This window comes from Kitasatospora sp. NPDC048239 (genome assembly GCF_043202015.1).
Taxonomy (GTDB): Bacteria; Actinomycetota; Actinomycetes; order Streptomycetales; family Streptomycetaceae; genus Kitasatospora.
Map to the genome: position 1 here is coordinate 1 of NZ_JBICZP010000004.1, position 24,782 is coordinate 24,782.

The window sequence follows — 24,782 nt, forward strand, 5'->3', positions numbered from 1 at the left end:
TTGACTTTTGGCACGCTGTTGAGTTCTCAAGGAACGGACACTTCCTTCGGACCGCCTTCCAGCGGGCCCTCCGGGCGCTTCGTTCTTTCGTGTTTGAAGCTTATCAGATGTTTTCCACTCCGTTTTCCGGAGTTTCATTCATCGGACTTGCTTTCCGCCGCCCCTCTCGGTGCGACTCCGGAACTGTACGGGGACGGGACCGTCACAAGCAAATCGTCCCGTCCCGCATCCGCGGGACGGGACGATCAGCTGCTCGAACGCCGTCAGGCGCGGCCCATCTCCTCGACGATGGCCGCCGCGAAGGCGTCGATGTCGGCCTCCGTGGTGTCGAAGGCGCACATCCAGCGCACCTCTCCGGTGTGCTCGTTCCAGAAGTAGAAGCGGTAACGCTTCTGCAGCCGCTCGCTCACCTCGCGCGGGAGGATCGCGAAGACCGCGTTCGCCTGGACCGGGCGGACGATCGTCACGCCGTCGATCTCCCGGACGGCGGTCTCCAGCCGGCGGGCCATCGCGTTGGCGTGCCCCGCATTGCGCAGCCACAGGTCGCCGGTCAGCAGCGCCTCGAACTGCACGGACACGAAGCGCATCTTCGACGCGAGCTGCATCGAGGTCTTGCGCAGGTACTTGATGTTCCGGACCTGCTCGGGGTTGAGCACGACCACGCACTCGCCGAACAGCAGGCCGTTCTTCGTACCGCCGAAGGACAGCACGTCCACGCCGACGTCCGTGGTGAACGCCCGCAGCGGCAGACCGAGCGAGGCGGCGGCGTTGCCCAGGCGCGAGCCGTCCACGTGGACCAGCATGCCGTGCTGGTGGGCGTGGTCGACGATGTCCCGGATCTCGTCCGCGGTGTAGAGGGTGCCGAGCTCGGTGCTCTGGGTGATCGAGACCACCAGCGGCTGCGCCCGGTGCTCGTCCCCCCAGCCCCAGGCCTGCTGGTCGATGAGCTCGGGGGTGAGCTTGCCGTCCGGGGTGGGGACGGTGAGCAGCTTGATGCCGCCCATCTTCTCCGGGGCGCCGCCCTCGTCCACGTTGATGTGGGCGCTGTCGGCCGCGATCACCGCGCCCCAGCGCGGGAGCAGGGCCTGCAGGGCGGTGACGTTGGCGCCGGTGCCGTTGAAGACGGGGTACGCCTCGGCCTTGTCCCCGAAGTGCTTGCGGAACACGTCCTGCAGGTGCGCCGTGTAGTCGTCCTCGCCGTACGCGACCTGGTGGCCGCCGTTGGCGAGGGCTATCGCGGCGAGGATCTCCGGGTGCACGCCGGCGTAGTTGTCGCTGGCGAAACCGCGGACGGAGGGGTCGTGCCGCCGTACGGCGTCCGTACGGGACTCCGTCGTGGAGGTGGGGTCGGTCATCGGGCTGTCAGCCACAGGTGCTGTCCGTTCAGTTCTGCTGCGGGGCGGTCCCAGAGGCCCGCGAGGTGGTCGGCGAGGTCGGCGGTGTCCGTGAAACCGGCGAACTTCGCCTCCGGCTTCTCGGCCCGCATCTCGGGACTGACCAGCGCCTTGATCACCAGGATCGCAGCCGCGGCGGTGGGCTCGCCATCGGCCGAGGTCGTCTCCTTCTTGAAGGAGTCGGCCATCGCGAGGGTCCAGGCCTCGGTGGCGGCCTTGGCCGCCGCGTAGGCGGCGCCGCCGGAGGTCGGCTTGTGGGCCGAGGAGGCGGAGATCATGGCGTACCGGCCGGACTCGCTGCGGATCAGGGCCGGCTGGAACGCCAGCGAGGTGTGCTGGAGCGTGCGCACCACGGTGTCGTGCAGGAAGTCCCAGTCGTCGATCCGGGTGTCGAAGAACCTCTTGCTGCCGCGCCAGCCGCCGACCAGGTGGAACAGGCCGTCGACGTGGCCGTGCTCGGCCTCCAGATGGTCGGCCCAGTCGTGGACCTCCTGCGGGTCGAGCAGGTCGATGACCTGCCCGCTGACCCGTGCGCCGGGGACGGCCCCGCGCACGGCGTCGAGCGCCTTCTCCAGCCGCTGCGCGTCGATGTCGGCGCCGATCACGGTGGCACCGTCGGCCGCGAGGCGGCGCAGGACGGCCTGGCCGGCCGGGCCGCTGGCTCCGGCGACGGCGATGACCTTGCCGGTCAGGGGCTTGGCGGATGCGGTGGTCATGCGGCGACTCCCTGGATGCCGGCGCCGGTGATGCCGGTGGTGGCGGCGATGACGCCGCTGAGCTTCTTGGAAAGGGCCTCGTAGAACATGCTCAGCGGGAACTCGTCCGGGTGGACGGCGTCGCACAGGGCCTTGTTCAGCGCCTTGCCCTCGGAGATGTCGAGCGGCAGCGCGTCGGTGCCCTTCGCCCACGTGGAGGCGGGGTGCGGGGTGAGGTAGCGCGAGACCAGCTGGTAGGCCGCGATCCAGTGGGCGGTCTTGGGACGGTCGATGCCGTCGCGGTACAGGGTCTCGATCTCGCCGCAGAGCGCGTTGGTGACCTCGGCGACGCGGTCCCAGTCGATGCTGAGACGGTTGTCACGCCAGCGCAGCGCGTCGTGCTTGTGCAGGTAGGCGAAGAGCAGCTGGCCGCCCATGCCGTCGTAGTTGCGGACGCGGTCGCCGCTGACCGGGAAGCGGAACATCCGGTCGAAGAGGATCGCGTACTGGACGTCGCGGCCCTGGTCGTAGCCCTCGGCCTGCAGCTTCACGGCCTCCTTGAAGGCGGTGAGGTCGCAGCGGAGCTCCTCCAGGCCGTACATCCAGAACGGGCTGCGCTGCTTGATCATGAAGGGGTCGAACGGCAGGTCGCCGTGGCTGTGGGTGCGGTCGTGGACGAGGTCCCACAGGACGAAGGTCTGCTGGGCGCGCTCCTGGTCCTGCAGTAGGCCCTCGGCGTCGGCCGGGATCTCCAGGCCGAGCAGCTGGACGGCGCTGGTGGAGACGGCACGGAAGCGGGCGGCCTCGCGGTCGCAGAAGATGCCGCCCCAGGTGAAACGTTCCGGCGCCTTGCGCACGGCCACGGTCTCGGGGAAGAGGACGGCGGAGTTGGTGTCGTAGCCGGCCGTGAAGTCGGTGAAGGTGATCGGCACGAACATCGGGTTGTCGAAGCGGGTCCGCTCCAGCTCGGCCAGCCAGTCGGGCCACACCACGCGCAGCAGGACCGCCTCGAGGTTGCGGTCCGGGTTGCCGTTCTGCGTGTACATCGGGAAGACGACGAGGTGCTCCAGGCCGTCCTCACGCTGCTCGGCGGGCTGGAAGGCGAGCAGCGAGTCCAGGAAGTCGGGCTCCCGGTAGCCGGTGTCGGCCCACTTGGCGAGGTCGGAGTCGACGGCGGCCAGGTAGGCGGCATCGTGCGGGAAGAGCGGGGCGAGCTCCTCCACGGCGCTGCGGACGGTGGCTACCAGCGGGTCGACCGCGTGCCGCTGGACGGCGGCCAGGTCGATCGAGCCGTCCTTGGACTGCAGCGGGCGCAGACCCTCGACGGCGTCCTTGAGGCGCAGCCAGGCCGGGTGGCCGGCGTGGCTCGAGAGCGGGGCGTCGGCCGCCGCAGCGAGCCTTGGCGAAAGATTCTGCATCGTGGACTCACTTCGACAGGAGTTATTTCAACGAGAACACCATAAGTACGAAAGGTTCTGCTGTTCAAGGGGGGCTCCACCGGCAATCGTCCCGAGGCGGCCCCTGCGGCGGGGGCCTGCACCGGATGTCCGGCATGTGGACGGGTATCTGGATGTTCTGGACAGCGGCACCGTGGGGATGCGAACCTCCCGCCATGCTCCCGGCGGTGATCCTGGTGGCCCGGCGCCACATCGACCTGCACCGGGTGCCCTCGTGTTGTCACGCCTGCGGTTGTGCGCGCGGCCTCTGCCGCTGCTGCTGATCCGGCTCGGGGGGCACCGCGGATGCGGCCCCGTACGCCGACCATGCCGCCTGTGTTCCGGCGCCGCCACCGGGGGGAAGTGACCCGCCGAGGCGCGGTCCACCCACAGCGTCCCCTGCGCCTCGCACCGCCCTGCACAGCACCGCACCGCACCGTCTCCCCCTTGCCCGGTCCTCTCCCTGGAGCCTGCCATGTCCTCCCTCCGCAAGCCGCTCTCCGCGCTGCCGCTGGCCGTGCTGCTGGCCGCCGCGGCCGCGCTGACCTCGTGCGCCCCGCAGGACGCGAAGTCCGACACCGCCGCCTCGGGCGGCGCGGGCGGCTGCGCGCCGGGTGCACTGGCCACCCGCACCGCGGGCACGCTGACGGTCGGCACCGACAAGCCCGCGTACGACCCGTGGTTCTCCGAGGACAAGCCGGAGAACGGGAAGGGCTTCGAGTCCGCGGTGGCGTACGCGGTCGCGGCGAAGCTGGGCTACCCCAAGGAGAAGGTGACCTGGGTGGTGGCGCCGTTCGGCAAGGCGACCACGCCCGGTGCCAAGGACTTCGACTTCGACATCAACCAGGTGTCGATCAGCGCCGAGCGCAAGCAGGCGGTGGACTTCTCCTCCGGCTACTACGACGTGCGCCAGGCGGTGATCGCGCTGAAGAACTCCAAGGCCGCGGGGGCCAGGAGCATCGCCGATCTGAAGGGCGCCAAGCTGGGCGCGCAGGTCGGCACGACCAGCCTGGACGTGGTCACCGGCACCATCAAGCCGAGCACCCAGCCCGCCGTCTTCGACTCCAACGACCTGGCGAAGGCCGCGCTGAAGAACGGCCAGGTCGAGGCGCTGGTGGTGGACCTGCCGACGGCCTTCTACATCACCGGCGCCGAGGTGACGGACGCCCAGGTGGTCGGCCAGTTCGAGGGCGCACCGCAGGGCGGCTCGCAGGGTGAGCAGTTCGGCCTGGTGCTGGACAGGGGCTCCAAGCTGACCGGCTGCGTGACGCAGGCGGTGGACGCCCTGCGGGCGGACGGGACCCTGGCGGGGCTGGAGAAGCAGTGGCTCTCCGACGCCGTCGCCGCGCCCGTGCTGAAGTGAGCGACGCAGCGATGGGCACCGAGTCCGCGAGCGCCCTGCGCAAGGAGTCGCCGACCGGGCCGGACGACCGCTACCGCCCGTCCGATCGCCGGCTGGCGCACCAGGCGTACCGGCGTCGGCGGGCCCGCCGCTCGGCGCTGATCGCCGGCGCCTCGACCCTGGTGACGGCGGTGGCGCTGTACCTGCTGGTGGTCAGCTCCCCCGGATGGGAGCGCACCCGGGAGACCTTCTTCAATGCCGAGTACGCCCGCCGGGCGCTGCCCGAGGTACTGAAGGGGCTGCGGATCAACCTGGAGCTGATGCTCGGCTGCGGGGCGCTGATCCTGGTCTTCGGCCTGCTGCTGGCGGTACTGCGGACGCTGCGCGGACCGGTCTTCCTGCCGGTCCGGCTGCTGGCCACGGCGTATGTGGACTTCTTCCTCGGCCTGCCGATGATCATCTGTCTGCTGATCATGATCACCGGAGTGCCGGCGCTGCGGCTGGCGGGGGTGACCACCGACCCGCTGCTGCTCGGCGGCGCGGCGCTGGTGCTGACGTACTCGGCGTACGTGTCCGAGGTGTTCCGGGCCGGCATCGACTCGGTGCACCCGAGCCAGCGGGCGGCCGCCCGGTCGCTGGGGCTGAGCAACGCCCAGGCGATGCGGTACGTGGTGCTGCCGCAGGCGGTGCGCCGGGTGGTGCCGCCGCTGCTGAACAACCTGGTCAGCCTGCAGAAGGACACCGGCCTGGTGTCCATCGGCGGGGCGATCGACGCGGTGTACGCGGCGAAGATCATCGCCTCCCGGGCGTTCAACTACACCCCGTACGTGGTGGCGGCGCTGGTGTTCATCGCGCTGACCATCCCGCTCACCCGCCTCACCGACTGGATGACCGCCCGGATGAACCGCCGCCAGCACCAGGGAGGTGCGGTGTGACCACCAGCAACGGTGTCCCGGCCGACCGCGCCGGGACGGCGGACCCGGCTCCGGCCGCCGGACCGGTCCTGCGGCTGGAGTCGGTCCGCAAGGCCTTCGGCACCCAGGTGGTGCTGCGCGATGTGGACCTGGCCGTGCCCGAGCACTCGGTGACGGCGCTGATCGGGGCGTCCGGCTCCGGCAAGTCCACGCTGATGCGGTGCGCCAACCTGCTGGAGGAGATCGACGACGGCGCGATCTTCCTCGACGGCGAGGAGATCACCGACCCGCGGACGGACGAGGACGCCGTGCGCCGCCGGATCGGCGTCGTGTTCCAGTCGTACAACCTGTTCCCGCACATGACCGTGCTGGAGAACATCACCCTGGCCCCGCGCCGGGTGCACGGCCTGCCCCGGGCCGAGGCCGAGGCGCGGGCGCTGGAGCTGCTGGAGCGGCTCGGGCTGGCGGCGAAGTCCGGGGAGTACCCGGACCGGCTCTCCGGCGGCCAGCAGCAGCGGGTGGCCATCGTCCGGGCGCTGGCCACCGGGCCCCGGCTGCTGCTGCTCGACGAGATCACCGCCGCGCTCGACCCGGAGCTGGTCGGCGAGGTGCTGGCGGTGGTCCGCGACCTCAAGGAGCAGGGCATGACGATGGTGCTCTCCACCCACGAGATGGGCTTCGCCCGCGAGGTCGCCGACCAGGTCTGCTTCCTGGACGCCGGGGTGGTGCTCGAACACGGGCCGCCGGAGCAGGTGTTCGGCGACCCGCAGCAGGAGCGGACCAAACGGTTCCTCAGCCGGATCGTCGCCTCCGGACGGCTGAACCCGTAACCGCGGACGGCGCCCGCCGGAGGGTCCGCTCCGACGGGCGCCACCATGCGCCCCGCGCACGCCCTGCTCAGCGGGGCCCCGAGCGGTGATCGTGGACGGTACGCCCGTACGCGCCGCTCGGGGGAGGACGCCGTTGCACGGACCGGTCCTGGTCAGCTGGCTGCTGGCCGCTCTCACCGCGGCCTCCGGGGCCTACTGCCTGACCCGGCTGCGCCGCTCGCCCTGTACGGCCCACGGTGACCGGCTCACCGACGACCGCCACGGGGACGACCAGCACGGCGCCCATGGCGGCGGAGCCGACCGGTCCGGGCCGGGCCGCGGCGTGCACCGGCTGCTCGCCCACGAGTCGGACGCCGCCGAGGCGCTGATGGGCCTCGGCATGGCCGCGATGGCCGTCACCGAAGGGGTGGTGCCGGCCGCGGTCTGGGCCTGGCTGTTCGGCGTACCGGCCGTCGGCTTCCTGCTCGGCGCCGCCGCGCCGACGGTCTCGGCCACACCGGCGGCATCGGCCACACCTACGGCGCCGACCACACCGGCCCGGCGGACGCACCGGTTGCACCATGCGGTCGGGGCGCTGGCGATGACGTACATGGCGCTCGCCATGGCCGCCGCGCCCGCAGGCGCCCATACCCACCACACCGTGGCCGCGGGCACGCCGCTGCTCACCGGCGTGCTCCTGCTGTACTTCGGCGGCTACTCGCTCTGGACCGGAAGCAGGCTGCTGACCACCTCGGCGGGCGGGCTGCTCACCGGCACCGCCGGACTGACCAGGGCCTGCCGGCTGTCGATGGGGATCGGCATGTTCGCGATGCTCCTGACCTTGTGAACCCCCCGCGTGGCGTTGGTCACTGGGCGGCCGAAAGGCGTTCCACCCGGCGTCGGCAGCCCGTAGGTTGGCAGGGAGCGCGTTGTCGCGTTCCGTGCGTACTCGGGGAGCCCATGCCATGACGGCCCTGCTCGGCCTGCTGCTGCTCGGACTGCTGCTCTCGACCGTGGCACCCCGGCTGCTGGCCCGGGCCCACTGGGCGGAGCGGGAGCCCGTGCTGGCGCTGCTGGCGTGGCAGTGCCTGGTGGTGGCCGTCCTGCTGTGCTGCGCGCTGAGCCTGGTCCTGGCCGCCTCGGCGGCGCTGCCGGAGCTGCGCGCCCTGGTGTTCGCGGGTGCGCCGCACGGCGTGGAGGCCGCCTACGGGCTGCACGAGGCCGAGGGCTGGGGCCGGCTGTGTGCGGCGGTCCTGGCGGCGGGCGGGGTCCAGACGCTGCTGGCGCTGACCCGCGAGGTCCGCTCGGCGAAGGCGCTGCGCAATCGGCGGCACGCCCAACTGGCCAGCCGCTCCCCCGCGCTGCCGGAGTCGATGGAGAGCGTTCGGCAACGCCGGGAGCGCCTGGTGGTGTTGGAGAACGTCCGCCCGGAGGCCTGGTCGCTGCCCGGCCACAACTCCCGGCTGGTGGTCACCACGGGCGCGCTCCAGCAGCTGACCGACCGGGAGTTGGCCGCCGTGCTGAGCCATGAGCGCGGGCACGTCCGCGCCCGGCACCACTGGCTCTCGCAGTGCGCCCAGGCGCTCGCCTCGGGCTTCCCCGGAGTCGGGGTGTTCAGCGCATTCCGCGACCAGGTGGGCGAGTTGGTGGAGCTCGCCGCGGACGACCGGGCGGCCCGCCGGCACGGCCGGCACACCACGGCCCTGGCGCTGGCCGAACTCAACCTGGACCGCGGGGTGTTCGGCTCCTGCCCGCCCGGCCTGGCGCAGTCCCCGAAGCGGGTGGACCGGCTGCTCGCCGGTCAGCCCCGGCTGCCCGTGGTGCACCGGCTCCGGCTGACGGTCGCCGCCCTCGGCGCACCCGCGACGGCCGTACTGCTGGCCGCCGCTCCGGGGCTCTCCAGCCTGATCCGGTAGGGAAAGCCCGACCCGGAAAGGGAACAGACGGACCGTCAGGCATACTCGGGCGCCGCCAGGGACCCAAGCGTCAGGAGCCCTGCCGTCAGGAGCCCTGCCGACAGCCACCCTCCAGCGGGCCGCCGAGGGTGAGCGCGAGCACCTCGCGGTGCAGCGGGCGGGCCTCGGCGTAGCGCCGACAGCCGTCCTCGGTCAGTGCGACCTGGATGCCGCGCCGGTCGTCCGGGCACATCGTGCGCGTCACCAGCCCCGCCTTCTCCAGTCGGCCGATCAGCCGGGAGAGCGCGCTCTGGCTCAGGTGCACGGTGTCGGCCAGCTCCTGCACCCGCAGCGTGTGGGCGGTGTCCGCGTTCCGCTCCTCGACCAGGCGTTCCAGCACCTCGAACTCGCTCATGCCCAGGCCGTGCTTCTCCCCCAGCTCACGGTCGAGCAGGCAGGCCGTGGCGGCATGCCGGGCCAGCAGGGCGCGCCAGGACGCGACCAGGTCCACATCCGCGCCGGAGTCGAGTTCAGTCACCTGTCCACAGTACCACATGCAGAAGCACTTAATGCGTTAACATCTTATTCACTTGCATTGAATGCATGTGCATGTAGTGTCCTCCCCATGACCACCGCGACCGCCTCCCGATCTGACGGCCCATCAACCAGCGGGCCAGCCTGGACTCCCCGCCTCTGGGGCACCCTCATCGTGCTCTGTGCCGCGATGTTCCTGGACGCCCTGGACGTCTCCATGGTGGGCGTCGCCCTCCCGTCCATCGGCTCCGAACTGAACCTCTCCACCTCCACCCTGCAGTGGGTGGTCTCCGGCTACGTGCTCGGCTACGGCGGCCTGCTGCTGCTCGGCGGACGCGCCGCCGACCTGCTCGGCCGCCGCCGGGTCTTCCTGGTCGCACTGGCCGTGTTCGCCGCCGCCTCACTGGCCGGCGGCCTGGTCGACGACGGCGCCCTGCTGATCGCCGCCCGTTTCCTCAAGGGGGTCAGCGCCGCCTTCACCGCGCCCGCCGGCCTGTCGATCATCACCACCACCTTCGCCGAGGGCCCGGCCCGCAACCGGGCGCTGTCGATCTACACCACCTGCGGCGCCAGCGGCTTCTCCCTCGGCCTGGTGCTCAGCGGCCTGCTCACCTCGGTCGGCTGGCGCTGGACCTTCCTGATGCCCGTCCCGGTCGCCCTGCTGGCCCTGGCCTTCGCCGTCAAGCTGCTGCCGCGCCAGGTCGAGGAGCGCGCCAAGGGCGGCTACGACGTGGCGGGTGCCATCACCGGCACGCTCACCGTGCTGCTGCTCGTCTTCACCGTCACCGAGGCCCAGGGCGCGGGCTGGCTGAGCCTGCGCACCCTCGGCTCGCTCGCCGTGGTCGCCCTGCTCGCCGCCGCCTTCCTGGCGATCGAGAGCCGGACCGCGCACCCGCTGGTCCGGCTCGGCATCTTCCGCAACGGCTCGGTCGCCCGGGCCAACGTGGTCGCGTTCGCCATGACCGGCGCCTACGGCGGGTTCCAGTTCGTCGTCACGCTCTACCTGCAGCACCTGCTCGGCTGGTCGGCTCTGGAGATGGCCCTCGGGCTGCTGCCGGCCGGCGCCTTCATCGCGCTGTCGGCCCCGTTCATGGGACCGATCGTGGACCGCTTCGGCACCGGGCGGCTGCTGCCGATCGGCCTGCTGTCGCTGGTCGCCGCCTTCGCACTGTTCCTGCGGCTGGACGAGCACAGCTCCTATGTCGCCCTGGTGCTGCCGTCCATGCTCCTGCTGGGCGTCGGATTCGCCCTCGCCTTCCCCTCGGTGAACATCGCCGCCACCGACGGCGTCGACGACAAGGAGCAGGGTCTGGCCTCCGGGCTGGTCAACACCGCGATCCAGGTGGGCACCGCGGTCGTGCTCGCCGGCGGCACCGCGATGATCACCGCCGGCAGTGGCGGGGGCGACAGCCCGCAGGCCCAACTGGACGGCTACCGGCCCGCGCTGGTCCTGGTCACCGCGGTCGCCCTGCTGGGCTTCGTGATCGCCGCCGTGGGCGCCGTGCTCGACCGGCGACGCAAGAGTGCGGCCCCCGTGTCGGTGCCGGACTACGACTACCCGGCCGTGGATCTGGCCGACAACCGCGGCGAGGTCCTGAGCAAGAGCTGACCAGGGCTCCAGGCCCGGGACCTCGGACTCAGACCCGGCCCCGGCCCCGGCCCCGGCCCCGGCCCCGGCGGCAGACAAAAGGGTGCCGGCTCCACCAAACCCCCGTGTTGGTGGAGCCGGCACCTCCGTACGAGCCGGCCCGCGGCACCCCGACTACGGGGTTCACCGGTTCGACCGCTCGCTCCGCCAGTATATTGGCCGAGAGCCAACGAACCTACGGAGCTGACACGATGGCACCTCGCGGGGATTCGGTCAATGAGGAAATGCGTCAACGCTCCCGCCGGCGCATCATGCGCGCCACCGTCGAGCTGGTCGACCAGCACGGATACGCGGGAACCACGCTGACCGACATCGCAGAGCGGGCCGGGCTCGCCCGCGGACTGCTCTCCTACTACTTCGACGGCAAACGGCTGCTGATGCAGTCGGCCACCCACCGGATGATCCACCAGGCGCTCTCCGCGAACCTGGGCGAACTGCCCGCGGACGCCTCGCCGGACGCGCGACTGGCCCGGGGCATCGACACCGTCCTGGGCCTGGCACTGGACCACCCCCGGGTGATGCGCTCACATCTGGCACTGATCCTGGACCCGGACACCGGGACCTTCGTCCAGGACCCGGAGCAGCAGCAGGTGGCGGCGATCCTCCAGGGGCTGGTGCGCGAGTGGGGCGCGACCGACCCGATCGCCGAGCACGCGGTGCTGCGCAGCGCGCTGATGGGCGGCTGCATAGGCCTGCTCCTCCCGGGGGCCGAACTGCCGCTTCCGCTGATCCGCGCCGACCTGTTCCGCCTCTACGGCCTCGCCTGGGCCCTCGGCTGCCCGCCGCAGCCGGAGCCGCCGGAGCGCGAACGGCCGCCGGCCCGGGGGTGAACCCGGACCGGCGGCCGTTCGCCGCCCGTCAGGAGCCGGTTCCTGTCCGGCCGATCCGGCCGGACAGGACCGCGCGCCTCCCGAGGGGCGTCGCCGAGGCTGCAGTCGGACCCGGTGGGACTTTGCAAAGTCCCGCCGGGTCCGACACGACTTCGCAGAGTCGCCCTACCGCTCCTTGAGGATCGACGCGAGCAGGTCGATGGTGCGCTCGGGCGTCAGGCTGTCCACGCAGAGCCGCTCCATGACCTGGATGTAGGCGTCCACGTCGTCGCGCTTGTCGAGGTACAGCGCACTGGTGAGCTGCTCCAGGTAGACCACGTCGGCGAGGTCCTGCTCGGGGAACCGCAGGATGGCGCACGCCCCGGACTCCCCGGCGTGCGCCCCGAAGCGGAACGGCATCACCTGGATGACCACGTTGGCCTGCTCGGCGACGTCGATCAGGTACTGCACCTGACCGCGCATCACCTTGGGCCCGCCGACCGGCCGGCGCAGCGCGGCCTCGTCGATGACGGCCCAGAGCCGCGGGCTGTTGCCCTCGGCGAGCAGCTTCTGGCGGCGCAGCCGGAGGCTGACCCGCTTCTCCAGCTCCTCCTCGGAGATGACCGGCCGACTCTGGCCGAAAACCGCCCGCGCGTACTCCTCGGACTGCAGCAGTCCGGGGATGAACTGCACCTCGTAGGTGCGGATCAGCGCGGCGGACTCCTCCAGGCCCACGTAGGTCTGGAACCAGCCCGGCAGAACGTCGTTGAAGCTGTGCCACCAGCCGGACTTGTTGGCCTCGCGGACCAGCCCGAGCAGGGCCTCCCGCTCGCCGCCGTCGTCCACCCCGTACAGGCTGAGCAGGTCGGCGACGTCGCGCTCCTTGAAGCTGACGCGGCCGAGCTCCATGCGGCTGATCTTGGACTCGGAGGCGCGGATGGCGTATCCGGCGTCCTCCCGGGTGATGCCGCGCCCCTCGCGGAGTCGGCGCAGCTGGGAGCCGAGGAGGATCCGGCGGACCATCGAGCCGCCGCCCGGCTGAACTGTGGTCATGCGGTCGAAACCTCCACCTAGGGCAAACAGCGCACAGTCTGCCATCAGTTGAGCGCTGACGGTGCCGATACTGACGGATGTTCCTATCAGTTCTGCACTCCGCACACCAGGATGCACGTGCATTCGACGCTTGCATATGCCAATAGTGCGACTGCACGTGAATCGACTCTTGCATCTGCAGTGAGCGCAGAGGACCATGGTGCACGTGCACCTGCACATCCCTGGCAATCCCGCGGGCTCCGCGTCGACCGAACGCGCGACTCCGTGCACCAGCCCGGCAGCGCATCCGCGTTACCGGGCCTTCGTGTGCGCGCGCGCCTGGTCGAGGGGGCGGCCGTGCGGCCGAGCGAGTCGGAGGTGACCGGCATGACCCCGGCGGGTCCAGCCGTGTCCGCCCCCTTATGGGAGGAGCTCTTCATGAGCACCGGTACGGCTTTGGCAGTCGACCCCCATGTGGTCACCTGTACGCTCGCTCCCCGCTACGAAGCCGTCAGAACCGCACGCGAATTCGCCAGGACCGCTCTGCAGCGCTGGGGACTGGGCGAGCTGTTCGACGATGTCGCACTGGTGGCCTCCGAGCTGGTGACCAACGCCCTGCGGCACGCGATCGGTGCCAGGCCCGACCTGTCGGGCCACGCGCTGGACGCCCTCCCCGGGCCGGCCCTGCCGGACGGGCGGCTACCGATCCGAATAAGCCTGGTCCACCGGGCCCCCCAGATCGTGTGCGCGGTGAGCGACCCCAGCAGTATCGGGCCGGTGGCGCGGGAGGCGGACTTCGTCGCCGAATCCGGCCGCGGACTGCACCTGGTGGACTCCTTCAGCCGCTCCTGGGGCTGGCATCCGCTGGGCGGCGGCAAGGTGGTCTGGGCGCTGTTCGAGGCGGAGGAGAGCGCGGTACCGGAGATCGGCGGTCGACACCGGCGCTCCGCCTAGCAGCGGCGGGGCGGCGATCGGACGGACGACGGCAGTGGCAGGACCGGGACGCACCACACCGTTCCGGGCGCACGGCGCGACGGGCAGCCGCGCACGGGCGGGCCACGCCGGAGACGGTCACACCCACCGGGCAGCACCGCGGGCACCGTTGCGGGCACCACCGCAGACACCACTGCGGAATTCCCTGCGGACGCCGGTCCGGGCAGCGACCGAAAGACTAAAGGCCGTCGCGGTGTCAGCACCCACGACGGCCCCCCGATGGCGAAGGCGACGGCCGGTCAGACCGCCAGGTGGTCGAACTCCCCGTCCTTGGCCCCCAGCAGCAGCGCCGCTATCTCGGCTCGGGTGTAGATGAGCGCCGGACCGTCCGGGAAGCGCGAGTTGCGCATCGCCACATCGCCCCCCGGGAGGGCGGCGAACTCGACACAGTTGCCCTGAGAGTTGCTGTGCAGGCTCTTCTGCCAGACCACATCCTTGAGGTCTGCAGCCGCCATCCCGTTGTACGCGTCGTACATGTCGTGCATAGAAATCTCCCGAAGAGCTCCGGAGTGGTCGTCCAGCTCGGCGCCCCGGCCTCAGCCGCAACGGCTGGGCCGGCCCCGTACCGGCCCGGCACAACGCCTCACTTGACGTGATGATAGCTCCAGTGCACGTGCATCAGCACGGGACATTGCAGGTGCACGGGCTCTTCGCAGCCAAACCGGAACTCTCCACAGGTGACCGTTCTGACGGCACGTAAGCGGACATAGCCGACTGAATCGACAGGCCGCCGATAACCGCCCGTAGGCGACCACCCGCTGAATGTTGATCTTCGAACGCCCGGAGTCGCGCCGCCGTGACCCTCCGTCAGCCAGCACCGACCCTGTGAGACATCTCACTCACCCGGGGTGCAACGAACCGCCCGTCCCGACGCGTCAAGAGGGACACCGGGGGCCTAGCAGGGATTGGTTGGGAAATGTCCGGATTTTCAACATCCAGACCCTCCCGAAACGGCAGCCGACTGCAGGCCCGGCCGGTCAATGTCCTACGATCTCCGCCATGAGCACCGCAGCCATCCCGGGCGCGCCACTGCCCGTCCGCAACCCAGGCTCCCGTGCGCGGGGGCGCCACCGCCGCCCTGAGCGTCCCGAGATCCCCGCCGGCTCCCCGGCCCTGGTGCTCGCCGTGCCCGCGGCCGCCGGGCCCGAGTCCCGCTCCGTGGTCGAGGAACTGCTCTCGATCGTGCGCAGCGAGCAGAGCGGCGTGCAGACGGCGGCCGGCTACCTCCCGGGCGACGGCACCGACGGCGAGCGGGCCGGCGAGGACTTCACCGTCGCCGAGCTGCTGGCCCACGCCGCCGAGGCCGGGCTGCCGGCGCCGATCGTGGTTCCCCTCGTGCCCGGCCCGCACGGCTTCCTGACCGAGCTGCACGCGCTGGCCGCCCACTACGGCGCCCCCGTCACCGATGTGCTGGGCCCGCACCCGCTGCTCGCCGAGGCCGTCCACGTCCGGCTCTCCGAGGCCAATCTCGCCCGCGCCGACCGCGCCCGGCTGTTCGCCATCGCGACCGCCGCGGACGGCGTCGTGCTCACCACCGTCGGCGGCGAGGAGGCGGCCGCCGCGGCCGGGATCACCGGTGTGCTGCTGGCCGCCCGGCTGGCCGTGCCGGTCGTCGCCGCCGCGCTCGACGTGCCCGGCTCGGTGGCCGCCGCCGTCAACCACCTCAAGGAGACCGGCTCGCAGCGCCCGGCTCTGGCCCCGCTGGTGATCGGCCCGGAGGCCGACTCCGAGCTGCTCGCCACGGCGGCCGAGGAGACCGGCTGCCCGAGCGCGGCGCCGCTCGGCGGGTACCCGACCGTCGGTCAGCTGATCGCCTCCACCTATCTGGCCGCGCTGCCGGCCCGGGTCTTCGAGGCGCCCGCCGACGAGGCCGCGGAGCCCGTCGCCGAGTAGGGCCCGTCCAGCCCTGCCCGCCCGGCAGACCGAAGGGCCCGGAGCGCACCCCGCTCCGGGCCCTTCGGCCGTCTCCGCCCCCGCCGACGCACGACCGCCGACGCACAGGCCCCGCCCACACGCCCAAGCCCCGCCCACGCACAGCGCCCGCCGACCCGGACACCCCGCCGACGCACAGCGCCCGCCGGCCCGGACACCCCGCCGGTCAGGCGCGGCCGCCGACCCGGGTGGTGGGCGCGGCCGCGTCCTTCAGCCGCAGCGCGGGCAGCTGTACCGGCCGGGGCTGCACGGCGGGAGCCGGGGCCGGGTTGCTGACGGCGTTCCACTGCGGCTGCGCCGCCCCGCCGCCGTCCGCCCGGCCCACCTGGACGGCCTCGGACCGCCCGGCCCGGCGCAGCACGATGCTCCTGGGCGGCTGGGACTCCGGGTCGATCCAGAGCTCGTTGCCGCCGAACTCGCAGTCCAGTACCGCGATGTCGTCCGGCTTGCCGTCGCCGGTGGCCCGGAAGGCGACGCCGGCCCGGCGGTAGCCGGTGAACAGGCTGCGGCTGAAGGTGACGGCCTCCCCCGCGAGTTGGTGCTTCGCGGTGGCCACGGCGAAGTCGCTCTGCCCGGCGGCGTCGATCAGCAGCCCGTCGAAGAGGCTGCCCTTGTCCCGGCCGAGCGCGTGCAGGGCCACTCCCCCGGCGCCGTTGCCGTAGAGGACGCTCGCGGTGTAGTCGAAGTCGTTGAGGTAGGCGCCGTGCTCGATGCCCCAGCCGCCGTTGTGGTAGGCCGCGAACTCGGTGACCACGTGGTGGTGCTGGGCGTTCAGCCAGACGAAGACGCCGTCCTGCAGGTTGTTGTGGGCCAGGCAGCGCCGGAAGGTCCAGACGCCCTCGCTGTTCTCCGGCCACTCGTAGCCGGAGGCGCCGGTGGCGCCCTGGACGCCGACCGCGACGCAGTCCAGCGCCTTGCCGCCGGTGCCGGCCCCGAGGTTGAAGCCGGTCAGCCGGTAGGCCCGGGGGGCCGGTTCCAGCACCGTCCGGGAGGCGACGCAGGACTCGTACACGATGTCGTCGGACGGGCGCTGCGGGGTCCGGGTGTCCAGCGGGCCGTCCCACCAGTAGGCGTCCTCCCAGGTGTCGTGGCTGATGCAGCTGCGGAAGGTGATGCCGTGGCTGGCGTGCGGGACGAAGGCGTGGTTGCCGGCGTCGCGGACCACCACGCCCTCGACGACGGTGCCCCGGGTGGTGTCGCCGAGCATGTGGAAGTGCAGCCCGTACCGGCCGAGTACGGGCGCGGTGACCGGCGCGGCGCCGTCCGGGCCCTTCCACGTCTCCTTGGTGTCGGTGCGCGGGCCGACCCAGCGCAGCGCGGCGTGCCGGACGTCGGCGCGCCGGGAGCTGGTGAGGTGCACGTGGGCGCGGCCCTTGGCGGTGCCCTCGACCCGGACGCTGCGGGTCAGGTTGAGCACCTCGGCGCCGACGGTGACGCCCCCTCCGGCGGCCACCCGGGGGTGGGCGTGGGCCAGCGGGGCGTCCAGGGTGACGGTGGTTCCGTTGACGGACCGGACGGTGGCCAGGTCGTAGCGGGTGGAGAAGCCGTCCTCGTCGGGCGGGCCGGTCGGGGTGACGGCCAGTTCGTCGCCGGGCAGCCAACCCGTGGGTGCGGCGGCCAGGCTGACGGAGGTGTCGCCGGCCCGCAGGCCGCCGGCGGCGCGCACCCAGGCGGTCTTGGCGGCGCCGTCCAGCCGCAGGTAGCCGGCGCCGCCCACCCACAGGCCGGTGTCGGTGTCGACCACCTGCATGCCGTCGCCCTGGAAGCGGCGCTCGTCGACGGCGGGGAAGCGGACGGTGTGCACGGCGGCGCCGTCGGGGGCGAGGGCGAGGGTGCCGCGGATCTCGACGTTGCCGGCCGAGGCGAGGGTGAGCGTGCGGTCGGCGGCGAAGGTCAGCGCTCCGGTCGGTTCGACCAGCAGGGAGGCGACGGTGGCGTCGGTGTCCAGCAGCACCCGGTCGGTGATCCGGACGGCGCTCCCCGGGCCGGGGACGGCGCCGCCCCAGCCGGCCGGATCCGACCAGCGGCGGCCGCCCTGGTCGACGGTGGGTGCGGCGGCGGGCTGCTCGGGCGGCGCCTGGGCGGCGGCGGTGCCGTCGCCGCCGTCCTCGGGCGGTCCGGCGGACGGGTCGGACGGGTCGGCGGTGGCGGGCCCGCCGTGCCGGTGTCCGCCGGGCGCCTCCCCGGCGGCCGGGGCCCCGGTGGCGGCGACCGGCTGCGTCGGCCCGGTCAGCGAGCGGCGCACCACCTCCTCGCCGGCGATCGCGGAGAACACCGTGCCGACGGCGAGCCAGCGCAGCATCGTCCGGCGCGGTACGGGAGTTCGGGCCGCCGCCGACGGAATGTCCGGACTGTGGCGTTTTGCCCGGCGGTGCGCTCCGCGCGCCCTGACGGTCGGCCGTTCGGCGCGCGGGTCCTCGTCCATGGCCATCGTTGCGTAGCCCTCCCCCCAGACGGCTGCGTCGGTTGCGACGCTCTGAAGCATAGGCAGTTGCGCTCATCCGCAAGGGCGTTGCTCGAAAACGGTCATTTCTGATCATGATGGACAGGCGCAAAAGGTCAGGCCGGCACACTGTGACGACCATCACACATGTTTGCGGTTTGAACTTAAGTCTGCTTAACGTGCTCCCCGTTCGTGGCCACACGGACCCAGCTCATCCGCAACGCCGAGTCCTGCCGTCGGTTGCGCTGGCAGCGCAGAACGCACCACGGCAGGAGCGGGGGACCCACAGGTAAGTCGCCCTAGACCGGTCCCGTACCGGTCCAGGGCTAGGGGTGAAGCCGCGTCCACAGCGCGGCCGGGCAACTCCAGCCCGAATCCGACAGCTCACCTCGCAGGCGTGGGAGAGGACCGCGTCACCATGCTGCCCAGCAACGGCACCAGCCTGTCCAGCCGTACCCGCCGCGCGATCGCCACCCTCGGCGTCGTCGGGATCGGCCTCACGATTCCCTGCCTCACCTCCGGCACCGCCTCCGCCGCCTCCGTCGCGACCTGGGACAAGGTCGCCCAGTGCGAGAGCGGCGGCAACTGGAGCATCAACACCGGCAACGGCTTCTACGGCGGCCTCCAGTTCACCTCCAGCACCTGGGCCGCCTTCGGCGGCACCGCCTTCGCGGCGCAGGCCAACCAGGCCACCAAGGACCAGCAGATCTCGATCGCCGAGAAGGTGCTCGCCTCGCAGGGTCCCGGCGCCTGGCCGGTCTGCTCCGTCCAGGCCGGCCTGACCAAGGGCGGCACCCCGGCCGCCGTCGACACCTCGGCCGGTGCGACCGCCGCCAAGCCGGCCGCGCAGACCCCCGCCCCGGCCGCCAAGCCCGCCGCCAAGCCGACCACCCCGGCGCCCGCCGCCAAGCCCGCGGCCCAGGCCCCCGCGGACGCCGCCAAGCCGGCCGCCTCCGACTCCGCCAAGGGCGGCCAGAACTGGCAGCAGTACCGCCAGCAGGACGGCCAGGCGAAGTCCGCCGAGTACACCGTCATCGCCGGTGACTGGCTCTCCGCGATCGCCGACAAGAACAACGTCCAGGGCGGCTGGGAGCGGCTCTACGAGCTGAACCGCGACGTCCTGGCCGACGGCCCGCACGTCATCTACCCGGGCCAGCACCTGGCCCTGCGCGACCGCGGCCAGGCCCAGCAGTCCGAGGAGTCCGGCAAGAACTTCGACTGGTTCAACCGCTCCTCCTCGACCTCGGACCAGGCCGCCGGCTCCACCGCCGCCAAGCCGGCCGCACAGACCCAGGCCCCGGCCGCCAAGCCCGCCGCCCAGGCCGAGACCCCGGCCCCGGCCCAGGCCGCCACCGGCAGCATGGCCGCCGCCGTCTCCTTCGCCCAGTCGAAGGTCGGCCAGGCGTACGTCTACGGCGGCACCGGCAACGGCGGCTGGGACTGCTCCGGCCTGACCCAGGCCGCGCTGCGCGCCGCGGGCATCTCCGTCCCGCGGGTCGCCGCCGACCAGGCCGCCGCCAGCACCCACGTCTCGCTGGACAGCCTCAAGCCGGGCGACCTGCTGTTCTGGTCCAACAACGGCCAGGACTCGGGCGTCTACCACGTCGCGCTGTACATCGGCGACGGCAAGTACGTCGAGGCCGCCAACCCGAGCTCGGGCGTCCGCACCCAGACCGTCGCCAACTGGGCGCCGGACTTCGCGGGCCGCGTCTGATCACCCCGCGGTAGGGCCGCACGGGCCCCGAACCGCCGCGACCCCCGGGGAGAGTCTGGTCGGCTCCTCCCCGGGGGTCGCGGCCTGCCCTCGGCCATGGCCAAATCGGCCCGCAGCGGGCATGCTGCTGCTTCGGACCCGAGGAGGAGTCACCATGGCCCAGGTCACCGTCACGCTCGACGCCAATCTCGCCATCGACGCGATGATGCTCTCCGGTACCAGGAACCCGCAGGACGCGGTCGAACTCGTCCTGCGCGACTACCTGGCCCGGGGCCGGCGCACCGATAGCCTCACCGGTGACTCCGAGGACGGCCGGCGGGTCACCCCGGAGCGCCCGACCGCCCAGGAGGGCTGAGCAGGCACGCGCAGGGGCCCCCGGAGAGCGGTTGCTCTCCGGGGGCCCCTGCGTCGGTTCACCTGGCCCTGGCGCCGGTGGAGCCGCGCATCACCAGCTCCGGCTGGAACATGAACTCCCCGCGCTGGACGGCGTTCGCGCCGACCTCCTCCAGCAGGGCGTCGACGGCCGCGGTGGCCATCGCCTCGACCGGCTGGCGGATGGTGGTCAGCGGCGGCTCGGTGAAGGCTATGAGCGGCGAGTCGTCGAAGCCGACCACCGAGACGTCCTGCGGCACCGAGAGCCCGCGCTGGCGCACCGCGCGGATCGCGCCGAGCGCCATCATGTCGCTGCCGCAGACGATCGCCGTGCAGCCCTTGTCGAGCAGCGCGCCGGCCGCCGCGTGCCCGCCCTCCACGCTGAACAGCGTGTGGTGGACGAGGTCCTGGGCCTCCTCGGCGGTCCGGCCGAGCACCTCGCGCATCGCGGCCGTGAAGCCCTCGATCTTGCGCAGCACCGGCACGTAGCGCCGCTGCCCGACGGCCAGCCCGATCCGCTCGTGGCCGAGTTCGGCCAGGTGCTGGACGGCCATCCACATCGCGGCCCGGTCGTCCGGCGAGATGAACGGCGCGTCGATCTTCTCGCTGTAGCCGTTGATCAGCACGAACGGCACCTGGCGGCCGGTCAGCCGGGCGTACCGGTCGTGGTCGGCGGTGGTGTCGGCGTGCAGGCCGGAGACGAAGACGATGCCCGCCACGCCCCGGTCGACCAGCATCTCCACCAGTTCGTCCTCGGTGGAGCCGCCCGGCGTCTGGGTGCAGAGCACCGGCGTGAAGCCGTGCCGGCTCAGCACCTGCTCGATCACCTGCGCCAGCGCGGGGAAGATCGGGTTGCTGAGCTCCGGGGTGATCAGCCCGATGAGGCCCGCGCTGCGCTGGCGCAGGCGGGTGGGGCGCTCGTAGCCGAGCACGTCCAGCGCCGCCAGCACGGTCTGCCGGGTGGCGGCGGACACGTTCGCCTTGCCGTTGAGTACGCGGGAGACGGTGGCTTCGCTGACCCCCGCCTGCGCCGCGATGTCTGAAAGTCGCGCCGTAGTCACGGTCCCAGAGCTTATTGCAACCACGTCAGACCGCCCACCAGTCGGTGCTGTCCGGAGCGAGCACCGTCTCGCCGCCGTCCACCACCGCGTCGGCGGAGGAGAGCAGCAGACGGCCGGGCGCGGCTATCCGGACCGGCTCGGCGGTGGTGTTCACGGTGCAGACGAACGAGCCGCGGCGGAACACCAGGGTGCCCTCGGGGCCGTCCAGCCACTCGACCGCGGTGCCGGCGCCGAGGTCGGCCTGCGTGCGGCGGACGGCCAGCGCGCTGCGGTACAGCTCCAGCGTGGACGTCGGGTCGCCGGTCTGCGCCTCGACGCTGAGCCCGGCCCACTCGGCGGGCTGCGGCAGCCAGCTGGGGCCGCCGGCGGTCGGCCCGAAGCCGTACGGCGCCTCGGTGCCGGACCACGGGATCGGCACCCGGCAGCCGTCGCGGTAGCCGTCCTGGCCGGCCTGGCGGAAGAACGACGGGTCCTGGCGGACCTCGTCGGGCAGGTCGGTGACGTCCGGCAGGCCGAGCTCCTCGCCCTGGTAGAGGTACGCGGATCCGGGCAGCGCGAGCATCAGCAGGGTGGCGGCGCGGGCGCGGCGCAGGCCGAGGGCGCGGTCGCCGGCGGTGCGGATCTGGGTGCCGAGCCCGGGCGGGTTGGCGAACCGGGTGGCGTGCCGGGTGACGTCGTGGTTGGAGAGCACCCAGGTGGCGGGGGCGTCGACCGGACGCATCGCGTCGAGCGAGACGTCGATCACCTCGCGCAGCTCTGCGGCGTCCCAGGAGGTGCCCAGGTACTGGAAGTTGAAGGCCTGGTGCAGCTCGTCGGGGCGGACATAGTTGGCGGTGCGCTGGACGGTCGGGGTCCACGCCTCGGCGACGCCGATCCGCTGGCCCGGGTACTCGTCGAGGATCTTGCGCCAGCTGCGGTAGATCTCGTGCACGCCGTCCTGGTCGAAGAACGGCATCACGTCGTTGCCGAGCAGCTTGAGCTGGTCGGCGCCGCCGAGGTCGGGCAGGCCGGGGGCCTTGACCATGCCGTGCGCGACGTCGATCCGGAAGCCGTCGACGCCCATGTCCAGCCAGAAGCGCAGGATCGAGCGGAACTCGTCGGCGACGGCCGGGCTGTCCCAGTTGAAGTCGGGCTGCTCCGGGGCGAACAGGTGCAGGTACCAGTCGCCCGGGGTGCCGTCCGGGTTCGCCGAGCGGGTCCAGGCCGGGCCGCCGAAGATGGACTCCCAGTCGTTGGGCGGCAGTTCGCCGTTCTCGCCCTTGCCGGGACGGAAGTGGTAGCGCTCGCGCAGCGGCGATGCCGGGCCCTCGCGCAGGGCGCGCTGGAACCACTCGTGCTGGTCCGAGGAGTGGTTGGGGACGAGGTCCACGATGATCCGCAGGCCCAGCGCGTGGGCGTCGCGGATGAGCGCGTCGGCGTCGAGCAGGGTGCCGAACATCGGGTCCACCGCGCGGTAGTCGGCCACGTCGTAGCCGGCGTCGGCCTGCGGGGAGGCGTAGAAGGGGGAGAGCCAGACGGCGTCCACGCCCAGGTCCCGCAGGTAGGGCAGGCGGCTGCGGATGCCGGGCAGGTCGCCCATGCCGTCGCCGTTGGAGTCGGCGAAGCTGCGCGGGTACACCTGGTAGATGACCGCGTCCCGCCACCAGCCTCTGGACGCGCCGGCGCTGGCCTTGTGAGCGGTGGCGTCGGCGGCGGGCCGGGAGGTGTCGGCCAGGTTCTGGGTCATGGACGGTATCCCTTGGGGACTAGGCGGTGAGCGGGCGGCAGGTCAGGACTTCGAGGCACCGGCGGTCAGGCCGGTGACGAGGTGACGCTGCACCAGGTAGAAGAGGACCGAGGACGGGATCGCGATCAGTACGGCGGTCGCCGCCATCAGGTTCCACTGCGCGTCGTGCTCGCTGACGAAGGTCTGCAGGCCGACGGCGAGGGTGTACTTGTCGGAGCTGAGCATGAACGTGGAGGCGAAGGCCACCTCGGCCCAGGCGGTCAGGAAGGAGTAGAACGCGGCCACCGCCAGGCCCGGGCGGGCCAGCGGCAGCACCAGCCGCCAGAAGGTGCCGAACGGGTTCAGCCCGTCGACCCGGCCGGCCTCGTCGATCTCCACCGGGATGGTGTCGAAGTATCCCTTCAGGAGCCAGGCGCAGTACGGCACGGTGGTGGTCGAGTAGACCAGGATCAGGCCGAGGTAGCTGTCCAGCAGGCCGATCTCGGAGAGGATCGTGTACATCGGCACGATCAGCACCGCGATCGGGAACATCTGGGTGACCAGCAGCGACCACATCAGCGGCTTGTGGCCGGGGAAGCGCATCCGGGAGACGGCGTAGCCAGTGGTGGCGGCGATCAGCACACCGAAGACGGTGGTGATGCCGGAGACCAGGAAGGCGTTGCCGAACCAGCGGAAGAAGTCGGTGTCGAACAGCACCTTGTCGTAGTTCGACAGCGTCATCTTGTCGAGGATCTCGCCGGGGTGGAGGTAGTCCGTCTTGTCCGGACCGAGCGAGACGTAGAGGATCCAGACCACCGGGAACAGCGCGATCAGGCTGGCCAGGATCAGCGCGCCGTGGGACAGCGCCCGGGCCAGCGGGCTCGCCTGGCCGCGGCGGCGGACCTTGGCCGGGCGGGCGGCGGCCGGCGCCGCGGGGCCCGTGGCCAGGGTGGTGGGTCGGTCGGTGGTGGTGCTCATCGGGGGGTACCTGCCTTCGTGGTCGCTGGAGTCGCCGGGGTCAGCCGTTGGCCTGCTCGTTGCGGGCGAGCCAGCGCCGGTAGAAGGCGGTGAAGACGATCAGGATGGAGAGGAGGATCACGCCGTACGCGGCGGACTGCGCGTAGTCCCGGGGCTGCTGGCCGAAGCCGAGCCGGTAGGCCCAGGTGACCAGCAGCTGGGCGTCGGGGGCGCCGTTGGCGCCGAACAGCAGGAAGATGACGGCGAACTGGTTGAAGGTCCAGATCACGCCGAGCAGCACCACGGTCGAGGAGACGGTGCGCAGCCCGGGCAGGGTGACGTGGCGGAACCGCTGCCAGGCGGTGGCGCCGTCCATCTCCGCGGCCTCGTACAGCTCGGCCGGGATCGACTGCAGGCCGCCGAGCAGCGAGATCATCATGAACGGCACGCCGACCCAGGTGTTGACCAGGATCGCGGCGGCCTTCTGCGCCAACGGGTCGTCCAGCCAGCCGGGTTCGGGCAGGTGCAGGGCGGCGAGGACGCCGTTGACGGCGCCCCCGTCGGCGAGCATCAGGCGCCAGGAGAAGACGGTGACGAAGGTCGGGACGGCCCACGGCAGGATGAGCAGCATCCGGTAGACCGCGCGTCCGCGCAGCTTCTGGTTGAGCAGCAGGGCGAGGCCGAGGCCGACGGTGTAGTGCAGGAAGACGCAGAGCGCCGTCCAGGTGATCGTCCAGACGAAGTGCGACCAGAAGCGGTCGTACGAACCGGGGCCCCAGAGGATGTCGGCGTAGTTGTCGAAGCCGACGAACTGGTAGCTGGCCGGGATCTCGTTGACGCCGATCGTGCGGGCGGCGTTGAGGCTGTTGGCATCGGTGAGGGTCAGCCAGAGACCCTCGGCGAGCGGGTACAGCACCAGGACGCCGAGGACCAGCACGACCGGCGCGATCATCGCGTAGGCGTACCAGTGCTTGGCGTACGAGCGCTTGACGCGCTCCATCAGGCCCGGACGCGGATCGCGCTCCCGGCTGCCCTGGCCGGTGGCGCCCTGCACGGCGACTGACATTGTTCGACACCTTCTCGGGGAGGTCCGCCGC

General features: G+C 72.1%; 22 protein-coding genes and 1 riboswitch. Of the genes, 11 read left to right on the plus strand and 11 right to left on the minus strand.

The genetic code is table 11. The features are described from left to right. Positions 1-263: 263 nt before the first annotated feature. The 3 genes from ACGFZP_RS11345 to ACGFZP_RS11355 are packed head-to-tail and all read right to left on the minus strand — an operon-like array spanning position 264 to position 3,507. Positions 264-1,355 (minus strand): threonine aldolase family protein, encoded by a 1,092-nt coding sequence (locus ACGFZP_RS11345; protein WP_392932202.1) that lies wholly within the window; start codon positions 1,353-1,355, stop codon positions 264-266. Further along, positions 1,352-2,110: an SDR family NAD(P)-dependent oxidoreductase gene (locus tag ACGFZP_RS11350; RefSeq protein ID WP_392931046.1), complete on the minus strand. Its 759-nt coding sequence runs from the start codon at positions 2,108-2,110 to the stop codon at positions 1,352-1,354. The genes ACGFZP_RS11345 and ACGFZP_RS11350 overlap by 4 nt, the downstream gene beginning before the upstream one ends. Continuing rightward, a complete protein-coding gene (locus ACGFZP_RS11355; protein WP_392931048.1) occupies positions 2,107-3,507 on the minus strand; it encodes a DUF6421 family protein in 1,401 nt (466 codons plus the stop codon). Before ACGFZP_RS11355 ends, ACGFZP_RS11350 begins: the two co-directional genes overlap by 4 nt. Before the next feature lie 493 nt (positions 3,508-4,000). Here ACGFZP_RS11355 and ACGFZP_RS11360 point away from each other — a divergent pair, with 493 nt between their 5' ends. The 5 genes from ACGFZP_RS11360 to ACGFZP_RS11380 all read left to right on the plus strand — a co-directional run bounded on the left by ACGFZP_RS11360 (position 4,001) and on the right by ACGFZP_RS11380 (position 8,506). After that, on the plus strand, positions 4,001-4,888 hold the full coding sequence (locus tag ACGFZP_RS11360; RefSeq protein ID WP_392931050.1) for an ABC transporter substrate-binding protein: 888 nt from the start codon (positions 4,001-4,003) through the stop codon (positions 4,886-4,888). Between the two features lie 11 nt (positions 4,889-4,899). Further along, on the plus strand, positions 4,900-5,802 hold the full coding sequence (locus ACGFZP_RS11365; protein WP_392932203.1) for an amino acid ABC transporter permease: 903 nt from the start codon (positions 4,900-4,902) through the stop codon (positions 5,800-5,802). A gap of 68 nt (positions 5,803-5,870) precedes the next feature. After that, entirely contained in the window at positions 5,871-6,611 is a 741-nt protein-coding gene (locus ACGFZP_RS11370) for an amino acid ABC transporter ATP-binding protein (protein ID WP_392932205.1), read from the plus strand. A gap of 133 nt (positions 6,612-6,744) precedes the next feature. After that, entirely contained in the window at positions 6,745-7,437 is a 693-nt protein-coding gene (locus ACGFZP_RS11375) for a DUF5134 domain-containing protein (protein WP_392931051.1), read from the plus strand. A 118-nt stretch (positions 7,438-7,555) separates the two neighbouring features. Then, positions 7,556-8,506, plus strand: coding sequence for a M56 family metallopeptidase (locus ACGFZP_RS11380; protein WP_392931053.1), 951 nt, complete (start codon positions 7,556-7,558; stop codon positions 8,504-8,506). Between the two features lie 85 nt (positions 8,507-8,591). On the opposite strand, the gene ACGFZP_RS11385 is transcribed toward ACGFZP_RS11380, so the two are convergent. After that, positions 8,592-9,023, minus strand: a complete 432-nt coding sequence (locus ACGFZP_RS11385; RefSeq protein ID WP_392931055.1) for a MarR family winged helix-turn-helix transcriptional regulator — start codon at positions 9,021-9,023, stop codon at positions 8,592-8,594. 87 nt (positions 9,024-9,110) lie between these two features. Between ACGFZP_RS11385 and ACGFZP_RS11390 the strand changes: the two genes are divergently transcribed. After that, positions 9,111-10,628, plus strand: coding sequence for an MFS transporter (locus ACGFZP_RS11390; protein WP_392931057.1), 1,518 nt, complete (start codon positions 9,111-9,113; stop codon positions 10,626-10,628). A gap of 263 nt (positions 10,629-10,891) precedes the next feature. Next, the gene (locus tag ACGFZP_RS11395) at positions 10,892-11,497 is read left to right on the plus strand and encodes a TetR/AcrR family transcriptional regulator (protein ID WP_392931059.1); all 606 of its coding nucleotides are present in this window, start codon (positions 10,892-10,894) and stop codon (positions 11,495-11,497) included. 165 nt (positions 11,498-11,662) lie between these two features. Here the strand turns inward: ACGFZP_RS11395 and ACGFZP_RS11400 are convergent, their stop codons facing one another. Continuing rightward, entirely contained in the window at positions 11,663-12,529 is an 867-nt protein-coding gene (locus tag ACGFZP_RS11400; RefSeq protein ID WP_392931061.1) for a helix-turn-helix domain-containing protein, read from the minus strand. Between the two features lie 417 nt (positions 12,530-12,946). Between ACGFZP_RS11400 and ACGFZP_RS11405 the strand changes: the two genes are divergently transcribed. Beyond that, positions 12,947-13,462, plus strand: a complete 516-nt coding sequence (locus tag ACGFZP_RS11405) for an ATP-binding protein (RefSeq protein ID WP_392931063.1) — start codon at positions 12,947-12,949, stop codon at positions 13,460-13,462. A gap of 278 nt (positions 13,463-13,740) precedes the next feature. Here ACGFZP_RS11405 and ACGFZP_RS11410 read toward each other — a convergent pair whose 3' ends face one another. After that, complete coding sequence (locus tag ACGFZP_RS11410; RefSeq protein WP_392932207.1) at positions 13,741-13,977, minus strand: DUF397 domain-containing protein; 237 nt, start codon at positions 13,975-13,977, stop codon at positions 13,741-13,743. Positions 13,978-14,500: 523 nt separating this feature from the next. Between ACGFZP_RS11410 and ACGFZP_RS11415 the strand changes: the two genes are divergently transcribed. Beyond that, complete coding sequence (locus ACGFZP_RS11415) at positions 14,501-15,394, plus strand: hypothetical protein (RefSeq protein ID WP_392931065.1); 894 nt, start codon at positions 14,501-14,503, stop codon at positions 15,392-15,394. A gap of 205 nt (positions 15,395-15,599) precedes the next feature. Here the strand turns inward: ACGFZP_RS11415 and ACGFZP_RS11420 are convergent, their stop codons facing one another. After that, positions 15,600-17,735, minus strand: a complete 2,136-nt coding sequence (locus ACGFZP_RS11420) for a hypothetical protein (protein ID WP_392931066.1) — start codon at positions 17,733-17,735, stop codon at positions 15,600-15,602. Between the two features lie 352 nt (positions 17,736-18,087). Then, positions 18,088-18,287: riboswitch (cyclic di-AMP (ydaO/yuaA leader) on the plus strand. On the opposite strand from ACGFZP_RS11420, the gene ACGFZP_RS11425 reads away from it, so the two are divergent. Then, positions 18,274-19,590, plus strand: a complete 1,317-nt coding sequence (locus ACGFZP_RS11425) for a transglycosylase family protein (RefSeq protein WP_392931068.1) — start codon at positions 18,274-18,276, stop codon at positions 19,588-19,590. (Overlaps the previous riboswitch by 14 nt.) A 154-nt stretch (positions 19,591-19,744) precedes the next feature. After that, entirely contained in the window at positions 19,745-19,945 is a 201-nt protein-coding gene (locus ACGFZP_RS11430; protein WP_392931070.1) for a hypothetical protein, read from the plus strand. A gap of 58 nt (positions 19,946-20,003) precedes the next feature. Here ACGFZP_RS11430 and ACGFZP_RS11435 read toward each other — a convergent pair whose 3' ends face one another. The 4 genes from ACGFZP_RS11435 to ACGFZP_RS11450 are packed head-to-tail and all read right to left on the minus strand — an operon-like array spanning position 20,004 to position 24,751. Further along, the gene (locus ACGFZP_RS11435; protein ID WP_392931072.1) at positions 20,004-21,023 is read right to left on the minus strand and encodes a LacI family DNA-binding transcriptional regulator; all 1,020 of its coding nucleotides are present in this window, start codon (positions 21,021-21,023) and stop codon (positions 20,004-20,006) included. Between the two features lie 25 nt (positions 21,024-21,048). Further along, positions 21,049-22,749 (minus strand): glycoside hydrolase family 13 protein, encoded by a 1,701-nt coding sequence (locus ACGFZP_RS11440; protein ID WP_392931074.1) that lies wholly within the window; start codon positions 22,747-22,749, stop codon positions 21,049-21,051. A gap of 42 nt (positions 22,750-22,791) precedes the next feature. After that, positions 22,792-23,706 (minus strand): sugar ABC transporter permease, encoded by a 915-nt coding sequence (locus ACGFZP_RS11445; protein ID WP_392931076.1) that lies wholly within the window; start codon positions 23,704-23,706, stop codon positions 22,792-22,794. A gap of 40 nt (positions 23,707-23,746) precedes the next feature. After that, the gene (locus ACGFZP_RS11450) at positions 23,747-24,751 is read right to left on the minus strand and encodes a carbohydrate ABC transporter permease (protein WP_392931078.1); all 1,005 of its coding nucleotides are present in this window, start codon (positions 24,749-24,751) and stop codon (positions 23,747-23,749) included. Between the last annotated feature and the right edge of the window lie 31 nt (positions 24,752-24,782).